The organism is Sphingobacterium sp. BS-2, assembly GCF_046161205.1.
GTDB lineage: Bacteria > Bacteroidota > Bacteroidia > Sphingobacteriales > Sphingobacteriaceae > Sphingobacterium > Sphingobacterium mizutaii.
Genome location: NZ_JBIXGO010000014.1, coordinates 235442 through 258210, shown reverse-complemented (window position 1 = coordinate 258210; position 22769 = coordinate 235442). Strand labels below are relative to the sequence as shown.

Annotated in this window: 17 protein-coding genes; 6 read left to right on the top strand and 11 right to left on the bottom strand. The window is 38.2% G+C overall.

All coding sequences use genetic code 11. The features are described from left to right. Positions 1-196, bottom strand: a 196-nt coding sequence (locus ACK2WI_RS06360) for a hypothetical protein (RefSeq protein WP_409150124.1), incomplete at its 3' end; no start/stop codon positions are given. A 237-nt stretch (positions 197-433) separates the two neighbouring features. On the opposite strand from ACK2WI_RS06360, the gene ACK2WI_RS06355 reads away from it, so the two are divergent. Further along, entirely contained in the window at positions 434-616 is a 183-nt protein-coding gene (locus ACK2WI_RS06355) for a hypothetical protein (RefSeq protein WP_409150123.1), read from the top strand. A 374-nt stretch (positions 617-990) separates the two neighbouring features. Here ACK2WI_RS06355 and ACK2WI_RS06350 read toward each other — a convergent pair whose 3' ends face one another. Together ACK2WI_RS06350 and ACK2WI_RS06345 are read right to left on the bottom strand one after the other, a co-directional pair. Then, positions 991-2169: a PepSY-associated TM helix domain-containing protein gene (locus tag ACK2WI_RS06350; protein ID WP_409150122.1), complete on the bottom strand. Its 1179-nt coding sequence runs from the start codon at positions 2167-2169 to the stop codon at positions 991-993. A 74-nt stretch (positions 2170-2243) separates the two neighbouring features. Then, positions 2244-4706, bottom strand: a complete 2463-nt coding sequence (locus ACK2WI_RS06345; RefSeq protein ID WP_409150121.1) for a TonB-dependent siderophore receptor — start codon at positions 4704-4706, stop codon at positions 2244-2246. A 1165-nt stretch (positions 4707-5871) separates the two neighbouring features. Here ACK2WI_RS06345 and ACK2WI_RS06340 point away from each other — a divergent pair. The 3 genes from ACK2WI_RS06340 (at position 5872) to ACK2WI_RS06330 (ending at position 7654) form a co-directional block, all read left to right on the top strand. Next, a complete protein-coding gene (locus tag ACK2WI_RS06340) occupies positions 5872-6072 on the top strand; it encodes a hypothetical protein (RefSeq protein WP_409150120.1) in 201 nt (66 codons plus the stop codon). Between the two features lie 304 nt (positions 6073-6376). After that, positions 6377-7363, top strand: coding sequence for a lipoate--protein ligase (locus ACK2WI_RS06335; protein WP_409150119.1), 987 nt, complete (start codon positions 6377-6379; stop codon positions 7361-7363). An 84-nt stretch (positions 7364-7447) separates the two neighbouring features. Further along, entirely contained in the window at positions 7448-7654 is a 207-nt protein-coding gene (locus ACK2WI_RS06330; protein WP_409150118.1) for a hypothetical protein, read from the top strand. A gap of 143 nt (positions 7655-7797) precedes the next feature. Here ACK2WI_RS06330 and ACK2WI_RS06325 read toward each other — a convergent pair whose 3' ends face one another. The 3 genes from ACK2WI_RS06325 to ACK2WI_RS06315 form a co-directional block, all read right to left on the bottom strand. After that, positions 7798-10323, bottom strand: coding sequence for a tetratricopeptide repeat protein (locus ACK2WI_RS06325; protein WP_409150117.1), 2526 nt, complete (start codon positions 10321-10323; stop codon positions 7798-7800). 279 nt (positions 10324-10602) lie between these two features. Further along, entirely contained in the window at positions 10603-11364 is a 762-nt protein-coding gene (locus ACK2WI_RS06320; protein WP_409150116.1) for a TIGR03915 family putative DNA repair protein, read from the bottom strand. After that, positions 11364-12617: a putative DNA modification/repair radical SAM protein gene (locus ACK2WI_RS06315; RefSeq protein WP_409150115.1), complete on the bottom strand. Its 1254-nt coding sequence runs from the start codon at positions 12615-12617 to the stop codon at positions 11364-11366. The genes ACK2WI_RS06320 and ACK2WI_RS06315 overlap by 1 nt, the downstream gene beginning before the upstream one ends. A 126-nt stretch (positions 12618-12743) precedes the next feature. On the opposite strand from ACK2WI_RS06315, the gene ACK2WI_RS06310 reads away from it, so the two are divergent. After that, the gene (locus tag ACK2WI_RS06310; protein WP_313368692.1) at positions 12744-13250 is read left to right on the top strand and encodes a pyridoxamine 5'-phosphate oxidase family protein; all 507 of its coding nucleotides are present in this window, start codon (positions 12744-12746) and stop codon (positions 13248-13250) included. Positions 13251-13278: 28 nt separating this feature from the next. Here the strand turns inward: ACK2WI_RS06310 and ACK2WI_RS06305 are convergent, their stop codons facing one another. Continuing rightward, positions 13279-13488, bottom strand: a complete 210-nt coding sequence (locus tag ACK2WI_RS06305; RefSeq protein WP_409150114.1) for a hypothetical protein — start codon at positions 13486-13488, stop codon at positions 13279-13281. A gap of 73 nt (positions 13489-13561) precedes the next feature. Between ACK2WI_RS06305 and ACK2WI_RS06300 the strand changes: the two genes are divergently transcribed. Continuing rightward, positions 13562-15757, top strand: coding sequence for a sensor histidine kinase (locus ACK2WI_RS06300; protein ID WP_409150113.1), 2196 nt, complete (start codon positions 13562-13564; stop codon positions 15755-15757). An 88-nt stretch (positions 15758-15845) separates the two neighbouring features. Here ACK2WI_RS06300 and ACK2WI_RS06295 read toward each other — a convergent pair whose 3' ends face one another. The 4 genes from ACK2WI_RS06295 to ACK2WI_RS06280 form a co-directional block, all read right to left on the bottom strand. Next, on the bottom strand, positions 15846-16979 hold the full coding sequence (locus ACK2WI_RS06295) for a TlpA family protein disulfide reductase (protein ID WP_409150112.1): 1134 nt from the start codon (positions 16977-16979) through the stop codon (positions 15846-15848). Then, positions 16980-17705 carry a DUF4369 domain-containing protein gene (locus ACK2WI_RS06290; RefSeq protein ID WP_409150111.1) on the bottom strand — a complete coding sequence of 242 codons (726 nt, stop codon included), beginning with the start codon at positions 17703-17705 and terminating at the stop codon, positions 16980-16982. It lies immediately after the preceding gene. Between the two features lie 203 nt (positions 17706-17908). Next, positions 17909-18382 carry a hypothetical protein gene (locus tag ACK2WI_RS06285; RefSeq protein ID WP_409150110.1) on the bottom strand — a complete coding sequence of 158 codons (474 nt, stop codon included), beginning with the start codon at positions 18380-18382 and terminating at the stop codon, positions 17909-17911. A 215-nt stretch (positions 18383-18597) separates the two neighbouring features. After that, positions 18598-22584 (bottom strand): LamG-like jellyroll fold domain-containing protein, encoded by a 3987-nt coding sequence (locus ACK2WI_RS06280; protein WP_409150109.1) that lies wholly within the window; start codon positions 22582-22584, stop codon positions 18598-18600. Positions 22585-22769 lie beyond the last annotated feature (185 nt).

Sequence of the window (22769 nt, the reverse complement as noted above, 5' to 3'; positions counted from 1 at the left end):
AGGGCAGTATTATTTTAGCAATGATATCGAACAATATAGGGTTAATGCAAAAACGATGTTCGATTAATCGAACATCGTTTTTGCGCGACTTCCAGGCTAACGTGCCATGCCAGCTAAAATAATGGAACCCCAAAAGGGGTTGTATCTCTAAAATTAAAAAAATTTTCCCTTCCGCTTTCCTGTCATCACCTTCCAATAAATTTAGTCCAAATTTTTACTTCTCAGTGTGACACAAAAAAGGGGCAGAAAAATATTTCACCCCCGCTAGGGGTTATCCCTTGAGTGCTTCAAATTTCTATAAAGATTTCACCCCTTCCAGGGGTTTCATGCAAACACCATTCTTCCGAAGGAAGTTCTTTAGCATCCGGCTCATTTCCAGTGGCGGAAAAATGGATAGAATGCCGTTGACTTGCGCGATGGGATTGGCCTTGGAATGCTTTCAATAGATCATCCCATTAAAAGGGATGATCTATTGAAAGATATTCCCGACAACAAGGCATTCTTTTCATGCGCGTTGGATTGTGCGAAAAGCCACCTTAAATGGGCCGAAGGTTTTTGGTTACTTTTGGGCTCCAAAAGTAACGAAGAGAATTTGTTGATGTTCAAGCATTGGTAATCATTAAAGAAAACCATTTCAAATAAAGAAAGGATTTTCCGAGACCCTTCGGTGCTGTCCTCTGTGTTACAAAAAAGGTTATAGAAAAATATTTCACCCCCGCTAGGGGTTATCCCTTGAATGCTTCAATTTTCTATAAATATTTCACCCCATCCAGGTGTTCTAAACTAGCTTCTATCTCCTCATTCATTTCATAAATAATCGTGCGCTTTCCATCAGGCAAATCCCCATTCCTTAAAACTTTCAGCAGCTTTTTTTTATCCTAACTTGATCAGCTAAATGAAATACTCAAATCCAAAAAAGGTAAAAGCCATACAAGATTATCACCCTTGACTTTCTCAGTGACAACCTTACATGGCGCTTACCTCAACAATTTAGCGACGGACCGTCTTTTTCTTTTTCCTTCTACCCCACCAGATTAAGAACCCTGTAATTGGCAATGAGGTAGCAATAATCCCTGCCAAGAAAGTAGACAATTTCCCGAATTGTCCCCACCATTGGCCCATATGCAATTGCCAAACATAATTTTCAACCTTTTCATGGAGTACAAATGGTCTTTCAACCGCAATATGTTGACCGTTATATTTGTCAAAGACTTCCAAGCCTAGGTTTTCGGTACTTTTTAGACCTGATACGCCCATCTGAAAGGTATAAGCACCTACTTTATCGAGGTTATAAAGCCAAATAGATGCATTCTTCTTATCTGGATTTTTTTCTAAAGCACGGTAAGCAAATTGGGCAAAATCCAATGATGTCCTTGATTCATCTACTGCTGGAAGTGCAGCCTCAAGATGTTCATCAGAACCGCCAAAAGACCTGATGATCGCTGATCCCAAGGAGGCGTGAAAGAAGATAATGATGCCTGTGGCACTTAGGATAAAACACAACAATAGCGAATAGAAACCATAAACATTGTGAAGGTCGTAATTCAATCTTTTGAACCTCGCTTTCCATTTGATCGTGAAACTATCCTGTTTTGTCTTTTTAGTCCATCTTTTTGGCCACCATAGGATTAATCCAGTGATGCAGCTAATCAGAAAAATTACGGTAGAAATTAAGACAACCCAACCTCCTATGCTATGGGCCAAAAGGCTAGCATGAAGATGCGCGGTAACAAAGAAGAAATGTATGGTATAATCGACCTTCATTACTTCAGCTGTATAGGGATTGATATAGATCAGATTTAATTTTTTGGATTCTTTATTGAAAGCTCTTGCCCTAACCGATCTTTCAGGATCATTGAAAAACACCAATTGAGAGATTTCAAGATTGGGATTCGTCTCCTTGACAGATTCCAGCAGTTGCACCGCAGTGGCTTTAGGACCTGCCACTTCCACATATTTGGCATCCGCAGCTGATAGTTCCAATATTTCATCGCAATAAACGATTAAAGTCCCTGTAAGACATACAAAGACTACAATCAATCCTGAAACAATGGATGGCCAAAGGTGTAGCCAAGCGTTTAATCTGCTGAACCAATTTTTACCCTTCTTTTTAGGTGGGGCAGCTTTACTGACAGGCTTGGGATTTTTTTTCACTTCGAAATTTTGCATGTTTTGATAGGTTGTTAGCAATAAACTACCGCGAGGGTCTTTCCCCGCAGTAGTTTGGCATTAGAAAAATCAAATTAGAATTTGAACGATAAATTAGCTAGGAATTCAAATGGTCTTTGTGGTTTGCCATACATATCCCAGTATTTAATATTGGCAATGTTGTTTAATTTTACACCAACGCGGTATTTGGGTTGGTCATAAAATACAGTACCATTCATTACGGCATAAGAAGGGATGTAGAAATCATCAGCGATATTCATCAATACTTTGTCTACATAATTAAATCCAGCTCCGAATCCCAATCCTTTCACTCCATTGTCCAGGAATTTGTAAGAAGTCCATAAATTGGCAACATGTTTTGGAGTCCAAGCTGGTGTCTTTCCAAGAATACCTTCTTCACTCTTCACATATTTATTTTCGTTGAAACCGTAGCCTGCAATAATATTCCAACCTCTGACAGGATTTGCAATTAAGTCAACTTCAAATCCTTCACTTTTCTGCTCACCGTCTTGAATATTAACTCCAGTAGTTACTTCCATCAACCTATTGGTGACCTTGATATTGTAATAACTAACTGTTGCATTGATTAGACCATCCATCAGTTCGAATTTTGCCCCGGCTTCTATTTGGTTTGCTTGCTCAGGTTTCCACTTAATGATATCTGCTTGTTCAGGATCATCATTTATATTCGCAATACCTCTGGATGCGGCAATGTTCGTGAAACTGTTCATGTAATTCGCAAAAATCGAAACCTTGTCTTTTATAGGTTGATATACTAAACCTATTTTAGGGGAAACATTGACTTGCGTATAACCTTCGGTCTCGGTATATGTTTCGGGGGTCGCCCTTTGTTCTACCTTACCGTTTTCGTCTTTTATCTCGGGTTGCCCTGGACTATAGGATTTAATGGTTCCTTGCTGGAATCTATTAACCCTAGCGCTCAGCATCACGAAAAATCGATCGGAGATATTAGTAACATTGGAAAGGTACGCGCTGGATACATTATACTTGCTATCATCAATTCCATCACCAAAACTCCTATCCCCTCTAGAAAGATCAACTTCAGAACGAGTCAATGGTTTCCATACCTGATCCTTCACGGATACCGTGTCGTAGATAGCAAAAAATGGAACCATATAGAGGTTTTTGTTGGTGTAGAATGTTGCATCAAGACCTAATAAAATCTTGTTTTCTACGGAACCAACTTTATAAGAACCATTGAAATTTTGCTGGATTACGGAAAAGTTCAGACTGTAATCATCAAATATTCTATAGCGTCGCTCGATCCTGTTGTCGTCAACAATCATGGGAACCATAAATACGGAACCCTTGTCGCCTGCGTTATTGTATAGGTAAGAAGTTCTTGAAGTCCAATTTTCTGAAATCTGATGCTCAAGTTCAGCACCGATGTTAATGTTGGTCCTATTGGTAGCGATATCATTTGAAGTAAGAGATCGATCATAAGGCAGATCCCATTCCTTCATATTTGACATGGTTAATTTATTGGTATTTCTTAGATAGGCTACCAAAGGTTTTGTAGAATTGTATAGATCAGCGTCTAACCTTACCGTGGTCTTAGCTCCTGCTTTAAACAATAAGCTGGTAGCAAATCCGAAAGCCTTGCTCTTACCTTCATTTTGAAAACCATCATTAGTCATTCCCATCACATTGAACCGTCCTAATGCTGTTCTGTCTTTATTTAAGGGTGCATTAACATCGGCAGTCAATCTGTTCATGCCGAAGCTTCCGGTAATATAGCTTACCTCTCCCCTGAATGATTCAAATGGCTTTTTGGTAACATTATTAACCACACCGCCATAGGAAGTTACTTGGGCGCCAAAAAGCGTAGCAGACGGTCCCTTCAATACCTCAACCTTTTCTAGGTTGAAGATTTCAGATACTGCTCTAGTATTTACTGGAAGGCCATTTCTAACCATTCCTGAATTAAAGGTGGTAAAACCACGCAATAGAATTCCATTCCCACTGTCGTTTACCCCATTGGAAACTACAGCTGAAGGAACTTGACCTAAAGCGGAAACATAATCTGTTGCCGCGGTTTCCAGCATCAATTCTTTGGTAATTACGCTATATGCTTGAGGATTCTCAAGATTGGCCAATGGCATTCTGGCAATATCCTGGGTTTCTTTCCTAGCGTATTTATTCCTTTGGATATCCGATACGATGACTTCTCTCAATTGCGTAGAATTGGATTGTACGGTAATACGGTCCACTTGTGTAGTTTGTCCGGATTCAATAGTCACAGCAACTTCTTCAACGGTATAGTTAGCATAAGTTACCTGTAAAACATATTTGCCTACTGGAGCGCTTAATGAAAAATGCCCAGTTTCGTCCACCGCAGTATTATAGCGAGTGTCTTTTAAGCGAATGGAAGCATAAGAAAGAGGTTTACCGTCGATGGTATAAACCTCACCTTGAATTAGGCCCGTCTGTTGGGCTAATAAAATAATCGGGATTAAAATTAAGATGGAGATCGTTAATGTAATCTTTAGAAAATGTTGAGTATGATTTTTAAGCATAGATATAACTTATTTAGATTAAATATAAATAAGAGGCAAAAATATTACATTTGAAAATCCATTGATAACATATAAGGGATATAAAACAACATATTAAGGATAAAATGAAAACAGAGGCATTAAAGGACCTTTGTGGCAAAGAACATTAACACAAGTTTTAGAGTTTTCTGACAATCAGTTATTTACATAAGGCGTTGGGTTCGAATTGATGTAAAAACGAACTGATAGAAGCACGAAGGGTATCGAATTATACAAAAATGATTGAAATGACGAACAGGTCATCCATCTTCGATGGATAATGACAAGGTGGTTGACGGGAAATCGTACAGATTCTTCACTATTTGTTCAGAATTGGATGTTTCCAAGGAGGGATTCAGAGCACAGCGAAGAATCTATTTATATTTTTTTTAAAGATCGTTGTCATTGTGAATCGTAAGATGAACAATCTATTTCAAATGACTTAGGGATAGTTCCGAGACCCTTCGGTGCTGCCCTCAGGGTGACACAAAAAAGGGGTAGAAAAATATTTCACCCCCGCTAGGGGTTATCCCTTGAATGCTTCACCTTTCTATAAAGATTTCACCCACGCTGTGGGTTGGCCATAACAAACGTACATTTCCTATAAAGACGTAACCACAGCTGGCGGTTGGTTGTTGAAGGGTTCAAATTTCTAACAAACTTTTCATTGTTAATTACGAAAGGTTCATATCTATACAAATCGTCTGTATTGGCGTACAGGTTCTCCATCTTCGATGAAGAATGACAAGATCAGAGTGGAGACATACGTACAGATTCTTCAAATTTGTTCAGAATTGAAGGTTTCCTGAGAGGGGTTCAGAGCACAGCGAAGAATCTATTTTTGTTTTTTTAAGGATCGTTGTCATTGTGAATCGTAAGATGAACAAACTATTTCTATTGATTGTGGATTTTCCAAGACCCTTTGGTGCTGCCCTCTGTGTGACCCAAAAAGGGTTATAGAAAAATATTTCACCCCCGCTAGGTGTTATCCCTTGAATAATTCACCTTTCTATAAATATTTCACCCCTTGCAGGGGTTTCATGCAAACACCATTCTTCCGAAGGAAGTTCTTTAGCCTCCGGCTCATTTCCAGTGGCGGAAAAATGGATAGAATGCCGTCGACCTGTGCGATGGGATTGGCCTTGGAATGCTTTCAAAAGATCATCCCATTAAAAGGGATGATCTTTTGGAAGATATTCCCGACAACAAGGCATTCTATCCATGTGCGGGAGGCCTTGCGAAAAGCCACCTTAAATGGGCCGAAGCCTTTTGGTTACTTTTGGGCTTCAAAAGTAACAATGAGACTGGTTTGGTACTTTTGCCCTTCAAAAGTAACGAAGAGAATTAGTTGATATTCAAGCATTGGTAATCATTAAAGCAAACCATTTAAAATAAAGAAAGGATAGTACCGAGACCCTTCGGTGCTGCCCTCAGGGTGACACAAAAAAAATGCTATAGAAAAATATTTCACCCCCGCTAGGGGTTATACGTCTTAACAATCAAATTTCTCTATAAATATTTCACCCCTTCCAGGGGTTTTCTATACAAGCTTCTATCTCCTCAATCATTTCATAAATAATTGGGAGCTTGCCGTCAGGCAAATCACCAATCCTTAAAATTTTCATTAGCTTTGGTTTTATCCTATAAAAAATATGTTAATTATCGATTCTACTTCTAATGATGCTTATTTCAATATAGCGCTAGAAGAATATTTAATTTACAAATACCCTACTGAGCCAATTTTCCTTTTATACATCAATGCTCCTGCAATTATTGTAGGAAAGTTCCAGAACACTTTGGCAGAGATCAATCTAGAATATGTTCAGGAGAATGGTATTAAAGTGGTTCGGAGGATGTCTGGTGGTGGTGCGGTATACCATGATTTGGGCAACCTGAATTTTTCTTTCCATACGAAGTTAATTGAGGAAGAGTTTATGGACTTTGCTAATTTCACTCAGCCGGTACTCAACGTATTACATCAATTCGGGATACCTGGGCGACTGGAAGGGCGGAATGATCTATTGGTGGATGGCAAGAAGTTCAGTGGTAATGCGAAACTTGCCAAGGCTGGGAAAATGATCCAACATGGCACCATATTGTTCAATTCGGAGATGAGTATTTTGGCCGATGCTTTGAAGATAAATCCATTAAAGTTTCAGGATAAGGCTGTAAAATCCAATCGCTCAAGGGTGATAAACTTGAAAGAATATTTGCCCGATCATGTGAGCATAGACCATATAAAGCAAGCCTTAATCAATCAGATGATGATTGATGATCCGCAGGCGAGCATTTATGAGTTGACGGATGAGGATGTGAAAGCGGTGGAAAAGTTAATCGCAGAAAAATATGGCACATGGGATTGGAACTTTGGTTTTTCACCCATGTATAATTTCAAGAATGCGATCAAAGTCCCTTCTGGTTTTATAGAGCTACACATGGATGTATTACAGGGTGGAGTGATCAATGCAGTAAAGATCTTTGGAGATTTCTTTGCGTCTAAGCCTATTGAAGAGCTTGAAGCTAAGTTAGTCGGCATCAATCACAATGAAGAAGATATCCGGACTTTGCTAAATTCTGTTGATCTTACGGCGTATTTTGGCAAGGTGACGGTGGATGAATTAATCTCTATATTTAGGTAGTTGGAATGCTAGGTTGTGGTGATGGGAATTTAAGATTCAAATCAACACATCCCAATCTAAAATCTTAACAGCAATAATATTTATATGGAAATAAAGGTAATAACAGGCAGCGTTGATGTTCATAGCAATGAAAAATATACTGGCGGAATAAAAATAGAGGCAAAGATAAAAGCCTACATTGAGGAAAATAATATCAAGGACATAAAAAATGTGCTTCCTGTTCAGGTTCAATGGGTAAAAGACAGCAATGCGTATTATACTCTTTTTTATTCCGTTACATTAATCCTTTAATAAAAATTTGAGGACAATGTATTGAAATAACTTCATGTATTGAAGCCTTAAAATAGAGAAAGCCGTTCATTATCCTGAACGGCTTTCTCTATTATTGACCATTAGCTAGGAATAGTAAAGGTCCTTAACTAAGTCTCTAACTGTTATTTCTTTTTCAATTTCTGCAAACGATCTTTTGCTTCAGGGATGATATCATCATCACCTTCATAATTTTCGATTACACTCTCCAAAGTACTTCTTGCCTGAACCGCATCACCTTTGCGGGCATAGGTGTCAGCAAGTAGAATAAAGCTCTTTGCTACCCAATAATCATTGTTATCCATGTTATTGATTACATCAAAGGCTGACTCCTGTGCTTTTGTATATTGTTTTTTAGCATATTGCAATTCAGCTACGCGGTACCTAGCTTCTGCACTTGCGGTCGCTTTACTTTTCAGTGCAGCCAGGTTCAGCTCTTTCAATGCTGATTCAGCATTCCCCTCCTGTTCATACGCTTTGGCGCTGTAAAGATGGGCGGTAGCAATTTCTGCTTCGGTTGCCTTATTGTAATTCTTGATCAATTCAACATATTTCTGCATCTGCTCATAGTCACCAATTTCGTAATAACAGATCATCAGGTTCGTAATGGCATAGCCATAGTTATCCTTATAATCTGAATTAAGCTCTAACTTTTTGAGGTGCACAATAGCTTCGTTGTATTCCTTCAATTTCAGGTACAGTGCAGCCACTGTCATCAGGGTTTTCTCGGTATACTGACTGGTCCAATCGTTCAAGATAATGTTCAAATCGTGCAAAGCTTCCTCTGGACGATTTGTATGGTATAAACTCACTCCTCTGATAAATCGGGCATGTTTCTCTTGCCTTGGTTTTGGGAATTTATCAAAATAGGCATTGATGGCCTCTACTGCTGGCCCATACTGTCCTCTTGAAAACAAGGTGTTACCAGCTTGAAAAGCTAGGTTATCCTGTTCTGCTGGACTTAGGTCAGTGATATTGGTGCTGGTAGCATATTGAATATAGCTGGTTGCATCACCTTGATCCAAATAGATGTTCTCAATTGAAAGCAATGCCTGTGAAGCCTCACTGGTTTTGGAGTAATCCTTTACAATCTTCTGGAAAGTGGCCATTGCAGCTTCAGAATCATCTTTGTTGTATTGTACAAGTCCAATGGTCATCAACGCTCTTGGCACGTAGCTACTGCGAGGATATTGTTCGATCATCTTTTGCAGACCTTCGATGGCAACATCATAATCGCCTTTCACAAAATAGATATAAGGGATCTCAAAGGCTACATCATCTGCATAGTTTGATTTTGGAAATTTTTCAACGACAGACTGAAGGGTCTTTAGTTTGGATTCATTATCTCCCTGCAATCCTTGGATAATACCATGCTGGAATAAGGCATAATCCTGATTTGGTGCCTTTTCCGCAATCAATTGATCATAATATTCATTGGCCTTTCCATAGTTACGCATGGACAGGTAGGAATCTCCTAAACGAGCCATCACATCATACCTGGTATCTTTGTCCAATGAACTTCCTTCATACGCCAGAAAGCGTTCAAAGTATTGGGCTGCTACACTATACCTGTTGATCCTGAATGCAGCGTATGCCAAGGCATAGTTCGCATAATTGTATACAGTAGTTTGTTTGGCAACGGGTAGTTGTAGGAACTTGGAGAAGTTATCAACGGCCTCACCATATTTACGTACTTCATACATAGCCTCTGCCTTCCAATAAGTTGCCAAAGCTGCCATTTCGGGATCAAAGGGAAATTTCTCGGAACGCATGAACATGGAAATACTGTTTTCAAAAGCTCTCTCATTATAGAATTCCAATCCGCGGTAGTAAGTTATCTTTTGATAGACCCTATCGGCAACCTCTTCCCTATTGTTGAAGGATTCCAACAAGTATACAGCAACCTGAAAGTTACTGGAACCCGATAAGACCTTAGCCATACGCATTTCAGTGGTCTCAGAGCCTTTATCTTCTTTGTCAAGGTTGTTGTAAACCATGCCAATATATTGCTGCAGGGGCACTAAAGATGCTTGTACAGAGTCTAAATCATAGAGGATCTTCGCGTAGTTGTACATAGCATCTGCTTTCAGGTCTGCATCATAATTAAGCCTGGATGCTTTATAGAAGGCATCGCGAGCGGCTTGTTTATTTCCGGTATCTTGGGCCATATAGCCTAAAGCGATAACGGAACTTTGATAAAAAGCATCTCCAGGTTCTACTTTCTGCAGAATGGAAGTTGCTCTTTCGTATTCCTTGCCCCTATAGGCAATGATACCAATCCTGTTATTATCAATATTGCTACCTTTTGAGTTAGGATACTTTTGAGGAAGAGGAAAGTGATAAGGTTCTTTGAAGCCATTCTTGCCAAAATACATACCTGCGGCAATCTGGCGCAGCTCAACCTCTAGAGCTTTCCGGTCGATATTCATCTCCGGACTCCGACGGATCTTTACCGCATCGGCCAACATTGGACGATAATCCCTAACCACCTCAATGGAATCCATGTCTTGAGGTTTGGTTCTCTCTAATGGTTTAGTAGGTACCTGTTCTTTTTTCTCTTCTTGCGCATACCCAGCGACCAGCATAACGGAAAAGGTTCCGGTAAGTATATATTTTAAGTAATTATTGCGAATCTTCTGTTTAAGTATCATTGTTCGTCCGTATTTCATAGCATTCCCAAACATTCTTTCCTAATGGAAATAATAATGATTTATCTTCTCCCCTTAAAGTGTGATACCCAAAACTAAAAAATTCAATTCACATTCAGGGGGATTGTCAGGAAATAGGCAAACTCAATGCCAATATATTTACATCTATTGATTATTAATGCAACAAAGATTTTAATGGTCTTTCGGGAAGTAAGCACCTAATAATAATAGCTAAAAATCACTCATTACCAGATTTTTATTTTACCATAGTATTACCAGATCTTAAACCTTTTTTTCCACTAAGTACTTCCAATATCTTTTGGGTACATGCCTGAGGTGAAGTTTTAGGTTTTTGCGTGCTTCTATATTGGTACTTTTGAAATAGGTACTCCAAAGATGTTGATATTCCAATTCTTTAGGATCAATGTTCAATTCGAGTTCATATGGATTAGGGATGGTATCCTTAATATTACCGGAAACTTCATTGATTTCATTGGCTGAATAATGAAAACCATAATTCCTTTTTATATCATATATTAACCAATCTTGGTCGGCAAATCTGTTTTTAAAAAATTCGACAATCAATGGGAGTACATTAAAATCTGGTTCAACCACGGCTGTATATAAACCATCATCTGATTTCACGAAACGAATAAAAGCTTTCATTCGATGTCTTTCGCTGCTCACTTTTTTTAGGGTTTGATGAAGCCGAAGTATACTAGGGTCGCCAAAATTCCGAAGATCTAGTTTCTTCATTTTAAAGAGTTCGATAATAAGCTGGAAAGCATTGAGCCATTCTACAGGCGAATCAGACAAGAAGTTATGATAAAACAAGTTTAGATTTTTTCTTTCCACGACCTTTTCCATAGCAGAGAGAACCCTATTATACTTTAAGGGGTCTGTATCAATAGTCCTGTATTCAGGAAACAATGTACTTTCCATCAAGGATTCCGTGATGGGAACAGCATGAAATTCTTTTCTTTCAAAAGCTTCAAAAACACAGCAGAGATAGCCGGTATAGCTACCATCAAAAATATAATGCATTAAAATAAACTTAATTGGGACATAGAACTGAATTCTATATTTTGGCTTTCGGGCCCCTGGATTGCCTTTCTAATAGCATCTGGATAAATAAATCCTTGAGGGACCAATGTGTCTTGGCATTGCATAAAATATTTTGCTCGATTAAATGCAACACCCATTTTCTTCAATTGATATTCTTTTAGTTTTCCATATTTCCTGGCCTGAATGATCTTTGCTGCAGATTGCCTACCCACTCCTGGAATTCGAATAATCCAATTGTAGGATGCAGAATTAATATCCACCGGAAAAAACTGTGGATTCCTTAATGCCCAGGCTAATTTGGGATCAATTCCCAATTCAAGGTTCTGATGTTTGCTGTTGAGTATTTCATTTAATGAAAAACCATAAAAGCGCAATAGCCAATCAGTCTGGTACAGCCTGTTTTCACGCTGCAATGGTGGTGCTGTTCCGACCTGAGGCAGCATGCTATTCGTAGAATTAATTGGGATATACCCAGAATAATAAACCCTTTTTAAGTTGTAATCCTTATAAAATTCATTTGCTGTTTGCATGATCTGTAGGTCACTCTCTTCTGTTGCACCAATAACCATTTGTGTGCTTTGACCGGCAGGTACAAATAATGGAACTTTTTTGAATGATTTTTTATCCCGTTCTATAGTTTTTATTTCATCCTTCACAATTGCCAATGGTTCTTTTACGGACTGATGGTCTTTTTCTGGAGCTACCAATTTAAGGCCATCCTCCGTTGGGATCTCCAGATTGACACTCATCCGGTCCACATAAAGCCCAGCTTCTTTCAGTAGTGATTCACTCGCTCCTGGTATTGCCTTTAAATGGATGTAACCATGAAAACGTTCTTCTGTTCTCAGTTTTTTAACAACCAACATCAACCTCTCCATGGTGTAATCTGCAGACTTAAAGATTCCTGAGCTCAGGAACAACCCTTCAATGTAATTTCTACGATAAAAGTTCATGGTAAGATCTACAACCTCTTTTACCGAAAAAGAAGCTCGCTGAATATCATTGCTACGCCTGCTCACACAGAATGAACAATCATAGATACAATAGTTAGTCATCAGGATTTTTAAAAGTGAGACACAACGGCCATCTTCCGTATAAGTATGGCAGATCCCACTTGCTGAAGAATCTCCAATCCCTCCTGTATTTCGTCTCTTGCCGCCACTCGAACTACAACTTACATCGTATTTCGCTGCATCAGCTAAAATATTCAGCTTATCATCAAATCCAAACATACGCTTTACCCTTTCTTAGAAACAAATTTACTAATATTTTTAGTAAAATAAACATACAACTTTTGAAATACAACTTAATTCGCAACAATAAGCGTGGTTAGCTGTTGAATATTAAAACGAATAATTATGGCACAAGAAAACTTAAATAATCAAGAAGCGATAGAAAAGTTGAAATCCATCGTCGATCAAATAGATATTGGCATATTATGTTCTTTCAACGAAAATTCTGATTATCCGCATGCAGTTCCGATGAGTAGGCAGGAAGTCGATAAGGAAGGAAATATTTGGTATATCTGTTCAGCAGAAAGTGATACCTATAAAAATCTGGATAAATCTCCTCTAGTATCTGTACTGTATTCAGATCCCAAAAACTTTACTTTCTTAAGTATCAATGGAAAGGTAATTCTTACGAGAGATCAACAAAGAATAGATAGATATTGGAACAAAATGATGGAGGGATGGTTTGAAAAGGGAAAAGAAGATCCAAATATTCGATTAATAAAGGTTCTACCTGACGATGCACACTATTGGGATTCTGATACCAATATGATTGCTACCCTAGTTAAAATGGTAAGAAACTCAATATCCGGAAACAACGAAAGCATCGGTAAAGAGGGAGATCTCAATATTTAAATCCATGGAGCCAAGAATAATCCTTGGCTCAATTTTTTCGATCAATTCTACCTAGAATTAAAATCTTCCGCTCTCCGCTGAATCCCCCTTCATTCAAGGTATTTTCTCCTTCCTCAAAAAAAAGACTTGCTTCTGAAAACACTTTTTTGAAGTCTATTCTGTCATCAACAAAAACATATTTCATTAATAAAATTGAATCCTTAGTTAGATTAAATATTTTCTTATTACTTTGCAACATATTGGTCTTTATTTGACCAGTAAATTCCTATTAGATTTCCCAAGATTGAGTAAGCTATTAATAAATGAATGTAATGAGGTGTGAAGATGAAAAAATACAATTTCTTGGTACAATCCAGGATGTAGGATTTTTTATAGTACTCAATAAGGATGGTACGGTAATGGCGTATAGTGAAAATAGCAGCCAAATATTTCCGGATATAGCCTTTAATAAAACCATTGACTCCCTCTGTAAAGACTTCTTCCTGTCTGACCCAATTTGTAAAGCAAACATTCATGATGAATTAAAAGAATTAAACCATGGTTCTGTTTCAAAAAGAAATACCAGTCTTGTTGAAATTGGAAACAAGCATTACTATTTAAGCTTATTCAAATTTGAGGATTCTCTTTATTTAGAATTTGAAATATGTCGAAATAGAGCTCACAATATTAACTGGATTTTAAACAATAAAATGATTGAAATCCAAGAAGAGGACGAACAGGTTTGGGCCACTCTGACCAAAGTGATATCTGATCAACTCCACTTTGACCGAGTAATGGTATACCGGTTTAATGAAGATAAAAGTGGTGTTGTAGTTGCCGAATCCTTAGGTAATACCAAGCTGGAATCGTACTTAGGATTAAACTATCCTGAATTTGATATCCCTAGGCAAGCTCGGGAACTCTACAAGATAAAACATTGCAGATTTATCGTCGACACCGAAGATCCAGGTTCTACTATCCTTTCTGAAAATCCAGGAGAAATAGACCTCAGTGGGGTTTCTATACGAAAACTGTCCCCTATCCATCTTCAATATCTAAAAAATGCAGGGTTTCGTTCCAGCATTAGCTTTTCCATTATCATCCAAGAAGAGCTCTGGGGCTTGGTATGCTGTCAAAACGAAAATCCTGCTCATATCGACTTAACCGTACGTGACTTTGCCTTATTGGCTACTAATTTTGCTGCAAATAAATTTCAGCGATTAGAGGAAAAGGCAAAGACGGAATATTTAAAGGAAGTACAGCAGATAGAATTAATAATGAAGGAAAAGATCTTGCTAAAGAAAAGAGTCTTTCCTGAATTAAAGAATTTCGCCAATACCTTACTGGAATTCTTAGAATCTGATGGAATTGCTATTGGTTATGAAGGTTCCATTTATCTGGAAGGATTTCACCCCAACAAGGAAGTGTTCCGGTCTCAACTATCCCAAATTACAAGCTTAGCTCAAGACCATGTATTTCTTACCCATTCCCTATCTGACTATCCAGAAATATTCGAGGCATTCGAAAAGGACATTGTAGGCATTGCATTTGCCGAAGTAGATATGCAAAAGGATTTTTTTATCATTTGGTTAAGAAAAGAAATCGTGGTTGAAAGATCGTGGGCCGGAAAACCCGAAAAACATTTTGAACATGATAACGATACCCATATTCTAAAACCTTCTCCTAGAACATCCTTTGATGTATGGAAAGATCAGGTCAGAGGGACTTCTAAAAAATGGAGTTCTAAGGATATACATTTTATTTCAAGGATAAGGGAGCTACTGCGTGACTCCATCCTTCAAAAATCCGGTGAAATAGAATCGCTCAATAAACAGCTTATTGAAATGAATAATGCATTAGATACCTATGCCTATACCATCAGTCATGACTTAAAAAATCCACTTTCAGCCATTAAGGTGTCAACGGAATTTTTACAATATAGGCAGGATGTCAAACCAGATATGTTGAAGAAAATGACCACTAATATTTTAGATTCAGTGGACATTATCCTCAATATGCTCGATAAAATCCATCAATTTTCAAAGGCAAGTTCCTTTAAGTTTACAAGAGAGACCATTGACCCAGAATCTTTTGTTCAGGAAATCATAGATGTCAGCAAACAACGATTTGGTTCCAATAACGTACAGGTCGAGGTCAAGCAATTATTACCAGTTTCTGCAGAAAAGACTTTGCTTTACCAATTGTTCCTAAACTTAATTGGAAATGCCATCAAGTACTCTTCCAAATCTCAATCGGCTTTGGTAATGATAGACTCCCTTCAAACAGACAATGGCGTGATCTATACGATTAAGGACAATGGGATAGGCATTGCAGAAGAAGAATTGAAAACCATCTATGAAATGTTCAAGAGAATGTCCAATGCCAAAGGGTTTGAGGGATCTGGTGTAGGGATGGCAATCGTAAAGAGAATTACGGATAAGTTAGGGATAGATATTACAATCAAAAGTAAAATTGGGGAAGGAACAATCATTAAATTAATGTTTCCTAACCAACCAATTGAACAGTAAGGGAAATCTTATGAAATATTAACCCATGTATCAGGGCAATGGAATCCATAGCCTTTGGTATCGTGTTCGTCATTTCTCCAACAACACTTTATTCAATCAATTTATATTTCCTGAGTACCCTTTCTATGTTATTAAATTCTATTTGCTGCTCCACTAATTTTAAGTCCTTGGTTCTTAACAAGACATATCTCGGAATTTCCATAATATTTAAGGCTTTTTTGAAGATTTCCGAATTGTCCGAATCCAAATAGTAGTTCGGATATTTTACAACTTCTTTTTTCAAATAATTAAGCCAATGGTCTTTACTGGATGAAATGGCAAGCCCCACAATGGTAAAATCTTTAGTGTCTTTGTTTGCAGAATAGAGTGAATCAATTGTAGGATGCTGAGCCAAACAAGGTCCACACCAAGTCGCCCATACATCAATTAACAGATAATCGTGTTTTGATTTCAATGATTCAAAGGAAATAGTTTCTTGAAAAGGCAAAGTGGAGAATACCGGAAAGTTACTTGGGTCATTCTGGATTTCTACTCTTTGGACATATTCTTCATATCTGTTTTTTAGCAATCTTAATTCTTCATCGCTAAAGGAACTTTTACTAAAGGAAGAAACAGTTTTTTCAATCTCTGCTCTCAGATCAAAAGAGGAAGGCCTAAAGAGGGTAAGCAGTTTTGTATAGGCGGTATGGGAATCAACACTCTCTTCAATAATCTTCAAAAGCTTTATGTTCTTCACTTGATTGATAGAATCAATAATATCCCTGTCGAGTCCAATAGAATAGTTTTTTATTTCACTAGCAGCTTCCTGCTCCACTTTATGGAACAATTGGAGCATGTGATTTTCAGGACCTCCTTCGACTGAAATAACTTGGCCTAAATCCCAATTCACTACAATATTACTGCTGTCAATAAGGAAGTATGGCGATTGAATAATTTTATCGTCCTGCCCTACTCCATCGGCATTAACCATTAATCTAGCGGATTTTGGTTGTTCAAAATCAAAATTCCTTTTCAACTCTCCTTCGTAGCAGGTTTTTGATTTATTTATTAAGTCTATAGTATCGGTTCTATTAAAGATCAACTTTACATTATCATTGAAATCCTTTAATTCTTGGATATTCACCTTAAGTTGAACGGTTTTCTCATTTATTTCTTGAGAATAGCAGTGATTAATAAAAATCAAAAAGCAAATGCTGCTAAGAACTATTTTGTGAAACTTCATTTAATTTGGTTTAGTCAAGAGCAATCTTTTATAGAGATTTACGCCATAAAAACTATTTTTAATATCAGCAGATAACTTATTATAATAATCAATGTACCTGGAATAGGAAAAATCTGGAGCCGCTGGCAGCAAATAAGTCATTTCATAAGTATCTGGATGCTCCTTTGAAGCATCGTAATACAATGCAGCCAACTTTTCATTTAATTGTTGCAGTTCATCTTCATAAGAATTCCGCTCAGCATCCGTAATTTCTCCCTTTAGTAAATCTTGAACCTCTAGCTTTTGATCATTTAAATCACCTTTTCTCATACCTAGATTTTTCCAAAGATTGAAGAATGGAGACTGTGTTTCAATCCTGATATCATCATATGCGTATCTCCCATTTCCTTGTTCACTAACGGCTACAACGACTTGATATTCGCTTTCATCAATTAAGAGAAGAAAACCACCACCTTTAAAATTCACCATGGCGACAGAGGGAATATCTACCTGTCCGGTAAATTGAAACTGTTCATTGGAGACAATCGCAGAATCAATCCTTTCTAGATTAATAAAATCCAAGGTAATTAAATCCCCATTTTCAATAGTATATCCAGCCTGACGAAAAACCGAATTATCAATTTTTCCGTTAATCTGAAATTTCATCTGTGAAAAACTGGTTTTAATGGAAACAAGAACAAAAAGTAATGTGAAATAATAGAAACGTGATTTGAAAAGTTGATTCATATATTAGATATAAAAGGAATAGATGCTTTTTGGATTACCTTGTTCAAGATAAGAAATATAATTTATTCCATATACGATTAGGGATTTCATTTTGGGACAAAAGAAATATTAATGCTCTTAGAATTCGAGTAAATATCATTAAGCCTATATAAAAATAGCCCCAACCTTCAGGTCGGGGCCATTTTATTTCACTTAATAATAACCTACTTATTGTATTTTGCTTCGAAGGCATCTGAAGCCTTGTTCACATTGTTCGCAGCATCTTCAAATGCTTTATTGATATCATCTAACAATTTGGTTTCCGTAGCCGGATCTTCAACATTGTTCTTACGGATTTCGATCAATTTAGGATAAGCATCAGTTACGATTTTCTGGTATCCTTTTAAGCCATCCACAACAGCTGTTTGGAATTCAGCATCTCCGTTGAAATCACCAAGGTCTTCTACTTTCTTGATATCAGCATTTAAAGCTTTTTCCCATTCTGCACGTACGGTTTCTGCTTTGGCATAATCCGCAGAGGTCAATGCTGAGTTCATATTGGCAATATGTGATTCATTCTCATTGATCACTGTAATGATTGAATTGTTGTATTCCGCTGCATTCTTCGAGCTAGATCCACAACTTCCTAGGGTCAATGCGCCTAATACGGCTAGGCATGCAAAAGATTTTCTTATCATAATATGCTTTTTTATTTTTTACTTGTTTTCAATTCCAATATTGAAACTTAGCTTCAAATTGTTATTACAAATTTATTCCGAAATCAAGTGCAGACCTATAGCTGAAATCAGGGATTTTTTAATACAACTATAATTATTCAACTCATAAACCAGCATATATCAAATATTCTTAATTCCATAGCTCCATAGGCAATCTTATTAAAGTTCAGCTTATGCTAATAAACTATCGAATCCAATTGAAAATTCATATCCTTCCAATTGCTCATGGCAAATACCAAGTCTGCATTAGCTTGGACCTGTATGCTTTTCATAAGTTTCGATTTAATTGCCTTTGACTCATCCATTACAGTCGCCTCTACCGATACCTCAGAGACCATCTTTGGATTAGCAAACCGACAGAAACTTAAATCAGGTGCCAATGTCATATCCACATCCTCGGTTTCATGCAATTGCAGACCTTTTATACTGATACTTCGGATTTCATTTTCAATGACCCTAGAAAATGTCAGGCCTAATGGTTTATTCCTTTGGCTCTTTAACCGAATCTGGGTAGCATCTGCATTGACCATCAAGATATCCCGTTCATCCTTCTTGGTTTCTATGTTTTCCAGCTTTATCATCGCCCCATCCGGCATAATGCTGTTGTAAGTATAGATGCCATTTGCAGTGCCTTTGATATTGCGAGTCAAACTTTGTCCAAACGGCAATAGATAAGCTCCAGGGATCAGGTAACAAGGATGACTGTTTGGAATATCACTATACAGCTTTCCGTCAAAATTACCGGTCTTTCTACCTTCAGCATCTGTAATTTCTATATCAGCTGGGCTCAACAAAAAGTCCAAAACAAATGTACTTAAGCCTAATGGACCTGAAAATGGCATATCATGATCCGCTAGGTTATAGGCACCATTGCTCATCATAGCTAATGTAATACCGTTACTTAGCGTAAAACCTGGTTTCTTGTCATATTTATAACGTAATTCTCCGCTTTCAAGATAAAAACTCAAGAAACAATCATCTTCATCATGGTGGTTACAATCCCATACTTTGAGTTGCACCCCATCCAAACTATTTACCGTTGTCTTCCCATCTGCGGAAAGCTGGGCTCCTGGATGGTTGTCAGGATAAATAAATTTATAAGGGAAAATACAATGCGAATCACTCAGCTTGTCATAATAGCCACTATCCCAAACCTCACCCGAAGGAATAAAAAACAGCAATGGCGAATTGTTCCGGTCGCATCCTTTCAAGAAAGTGGTCTCAATCTGCCTTATGGTTGTTTCAATATTCTTGCCCGCCCTTTTTCCACAATCATGAAAGTAAAGCAGGGATTCTTTGCTCAATAGTTTCCCATGGATACCTGTAAGTTCGGTGATGATGTCTGCTTCCTGGATGGTCGAGATATTCTTGTTCTCATTAAACAAGTTATCAGCCACCTTTGCGGACATTGATGTGCAAAATCCGGTCGCTAATCCACCATCTCCCTTTCCTTTCAGGAAGTAATGATAAAAGGCATAAAATGCAGCTGTCAGGATGGGATGTCCAAAAATTGGATCTATCGATTCATGCCAGACCTCTGAACTGCCAAAGGTAGCCTTAAAGGTATCCCAACTTGGCTTACCGATGTCAGGATTATGAAAACCTAAATTGTTGTGACCATATTTAAAGCGAATTTCCAATACACCTTTCACCTTTGCCACACGGGTATTACTGAGCATACCATCCGGGTTCTGCACCTGCAGAGATTTTTCAACTCCCACTTGCATTCCCGCATCCACTCCAACCATGGTAAAACTCAGCTTTGTTCCTCCGTTCGAAACCGTCGTGGGCAGACTCTGACCATTGATCAATATCGCTGCTCCATCCAAAAATGCCTTTCCAGTTACCTCCACCACAGAACCTGGGATCAATCCATTAGCAAACTCATCCAATTGGGGTTTAATCCGAATAATAATGCGATTACTCTCCACATTATCCGATGCCCGCTTAAAATATATCAGCTTGGATCCACCTTTCGCATCAGCAGGCATGGTGACCTCCATTGTGCCATCAGGCAACAGTTTCTTCTCCAAGCTTACATTGCCATCATAAATAAAGGTATCAGCGTTAGTAAAGATATTTCCTTTGAGGATGATCTTATCTCCTGGAAACACCTCATAAGTACTTGCTGAGGTAATAAATGGCAAAGTCATCTGTTCATCCCAATCCGCTTGCGTGAATTGGAAAAACTCATTTTCCCCATCTTGTCCGTTATATTGCCCCAATGGACCATCATAACCACGCTGCCCTTTCGCTCCTGTATCTCCATTTCTGGCTCCTTTGCAATCCTCTCCGTTTCCCGCAATACCGCCTATGCCACCATCACCGCCATCGGCTCCGGGGCCACCAAAACCAGCCTGTCCACCTTGATTTTTCCATTTGAATCGTTGGTTGGTAACCGATTGTTCCAAAGTTCCAGTAAGCACGCCAATCGAGATATTTCCAGCATTGCCTCCTACTCCACCCATTCCACCATTTCCACCGTTGCCGCCATCTCCACCACGACCTCCATTGCCACCTTCAACATGACAAGAACCCCAAAACCAGACTAATCCATATCGTCCACCCTCTCCATTGCCACCATTGCCACCTCGTTGTCCTTGGCCACCCTGAATTCCGTTTTCTCCATTTAAATCAATATTGGGAAGATTCTTTAAATCCTTTACCCATAATTTTAAATTGGGTGCATTTCTGCCTGCGGCACCATTTTGGCCAGCTATGCCATCATTTCCTCGACCTCCTTGTCGACCTGTATGGTTATTATGGTCCCGACTCCGTTTCGAACGGTCATAATTCGGCAAACCATTCAAATAAGGATCATCCGTGCGAGCTGGCGTAAATCCACCTGGTCTTTTCCAAATAATCCATGCATCAGGACCACAAATCAACTCTTCCGCATATATCGTTAAAGTCTCTACGTCAGCAGATACCTCCAAATGCACATTCGTTAAATCAATCTTTTTGGCAATGATAACGGTCTCCCTTTGTCCAATTACCGCAGGTCCTCCCATGACATGAAATCCCTCAGTCAAAGTTGGCCAAAGTGCTGGGTTTATCGCTTCAAATGATTTCTTGAAATCGGTCTTGTTGGCTAATTCCACTTTCCCATCGGTTTCCTTGAATAGATCCTTCAAATTTATCCCTGTTGATCTTGGGTTAGTACTACCTAGATTCAAACCTCGCCTTCTGGTCCCACCTCGATTCAATATATCAGGGATAGAGGGTACTCGAGTTTTCTTGATTTCAAAATGGTTGAAACTCTTCGCATTCCCCAGGTTATTATTCAGAATATCCACTTTAGAGGTAATGGATGCCGAATTAAATGTAACTGCCCAATTATGCCATACATCTTCCATATTATACTTCTTCTTGCCAATCAAAACATCACCAGGTTTAATGCTTTTATTACCTTCCAGCTTCAAGGTGCCCAAATCATCGATTGACTTGATTCCCAAGGACTGCATCACCTGTTTGATCCTTTTTAAATGACTTCTTCCTTCATTAAAATCTATATAGATCCGGACATTTTGAATATCTAATACTGATTTTATCTTTTCGGAAAGGATTTTGACCTCTTTTGCCTTCTCCTGCATCAAGCTCGAGCTAATCGCTTCATTCTCCATTTCTACTTTAGCGATACTTCCTTGGAAAGAACTAGCAGAACCATTAAATGATCCACCTAATCGGAATTGCTGTTTTCCCCAATTATTGATCTTACCCATTTTGGCATCAGAGGCCATAACTTTTCCGTTAACTTCCAACTCTGCCAATCCATTTGCATATTTTAATATTCGGATGGTACTAGGCTTACCTTCAGGCATTGGTTCGGAACTCATTAAGGTTTTCATACCTTGATCACTATCGATCTCTGAGACCAAATTTCCATTAGGATCCAAATAAAGAGAGATCGGTTTGCCCTCACTCTCAAAAATCATCTGTTTATTTCCATTAACCTGGTCTGGAGTTAACTCCAAAGTCAGGGTAAATTCAGTTAACTGATCATCGGGGATGTCTAGTTCAATGTCAACATGCGAATCAGATAGCTTCATCGCCGTCTCTTCCATGGCTACATTTCCCTCCGTCTTCCAATTCAAATTCTTGAGCGTGCCGGTATCAGGAAGTATCTGACCTTCCTTAACCTTAAATGAAAACAAGTTTTCCATGATATTTTTGTTTAAATAGTAATTCGAACCTAATTATCTGTTGATAAAAATGGAACCTTAAAACTACTAGTTAAACAAGAGTAATAGCCTGGTTTTGAGTGAATACCAAACTTTAATGAGTGAAGTGAGCAATATACTTAGCGAACCTTACAATTGTCTGAAAAACAACAGTTTACCTAAAATAA

Coding starts and splice junctions, on each gene's coding strand:
- ACK2WI_RS06355 (WP_409150123.1), top strand. CDS start 434: ATGCTTTCAATAGATCATCCCATTAAAAGGGATGATCTATTGAAAGAT.
- ACK2WI_RS06350 (WP_409150122.1), bottom strand. CDS start 2,169: ATGCAAAATTTCGAAGTGAAAAAAAATCCCAAGCCTGTCAGTAAAGCT.
- ACK2WI_RS06345 (WP_409150121.1), bottom strand. CDS start 4,706: ATGCTTAAAAATCATACTCAACATTTTCTAAAGATTACATTAACGATC.
- ACK2WI_RS06340 (WP_409150120.1), top strand. CDS start 5,872: ATGCTTTCAAAAGATCATCCCATTAAAAGGGATGATCTTTTGGAAGAT.
- ACK2WI_RS06335 (WP_409150119.1), top strand. CDS start 6,377: ATGTTAATTATCGATTCTACTTCTAATGATGCTTATTTCAATATAGCG.
- ACK2WI_RS06330 (WP_409150118.1), top strand. CDS start 7,448: ATGGAAATAAAGGTAATAACAGGCAGCGTTGATGTTCATAGCAATGAA.
- ACK2WI_RS06325 (WP_409150117.1), bottom strand. CDS start 10,323: ATGATACTTAAACAGAAGATTCGCAATAATTACTTAAAATATATACTT.
- ACK2WI_RS06320 (WP_409150116.1), bottom strand. CDS start 11,364: ATGCATTATATTTTTGATGGTAGCTATACCGGCTATCTCTGCTGTGTT.
- ACK2WI_RS06315 (WP_409150115.1), bottom strand. CDS start 12,617: ATGTTTGGATTTGATGATAAGCTGAATATTTTAGCTGATGCAGCGAAA.
- ACK2WI_RS06310 (WP_313368692.1), top strand. CDS start 12,744: ATGGCACAAGAAAACTTAAATAATCAAGAAGCGATAGAAAAGTTGAAA.
- ACK2WI_RS06305 (WP_409150114.1), bottom strand. CDS start 13,488: ATGTTGCAAAGTAATAAGAAAATATTTAATCTAACTAAGGATTCAATT.
- ACK2WI_RS06300 (WP_409150113.1), top strand. CDS start 13,562: ATGAGGTGTGAAGATGAAAAAATACAATTTCTTGGTACAATCCAGGAT.
- ACK2WI_RS06295 (WP_409150112.1), bottom strand. CDS start 16,979: ATGAAGTTTCACAAAATAGTTCTTAGCAGCATTTGCTTTTTGATTTTT.
- ACK2WI_RS06290 (WP_409150111.1), bottom strand. CDS start 17,705: ATGAATCAACTTTTCAAATCACGTTTCTATTATTTCACATTACTTTTT.
- ACK2WI_RS06285 (WP_409150110.1), bottom strand. CDS start 18,382: ATGATAAGAAAATCTTTTGCATGCCTAGCCGTATTAGGCGCATTGACC.
- ACK2WI_RS06280 (WP_409150109.1), bottom strand. CDS start 22,584: ATGGAAAACTTGTTTTCATTTAAGGTTAAGGAAGGTCAGATACTTCCT.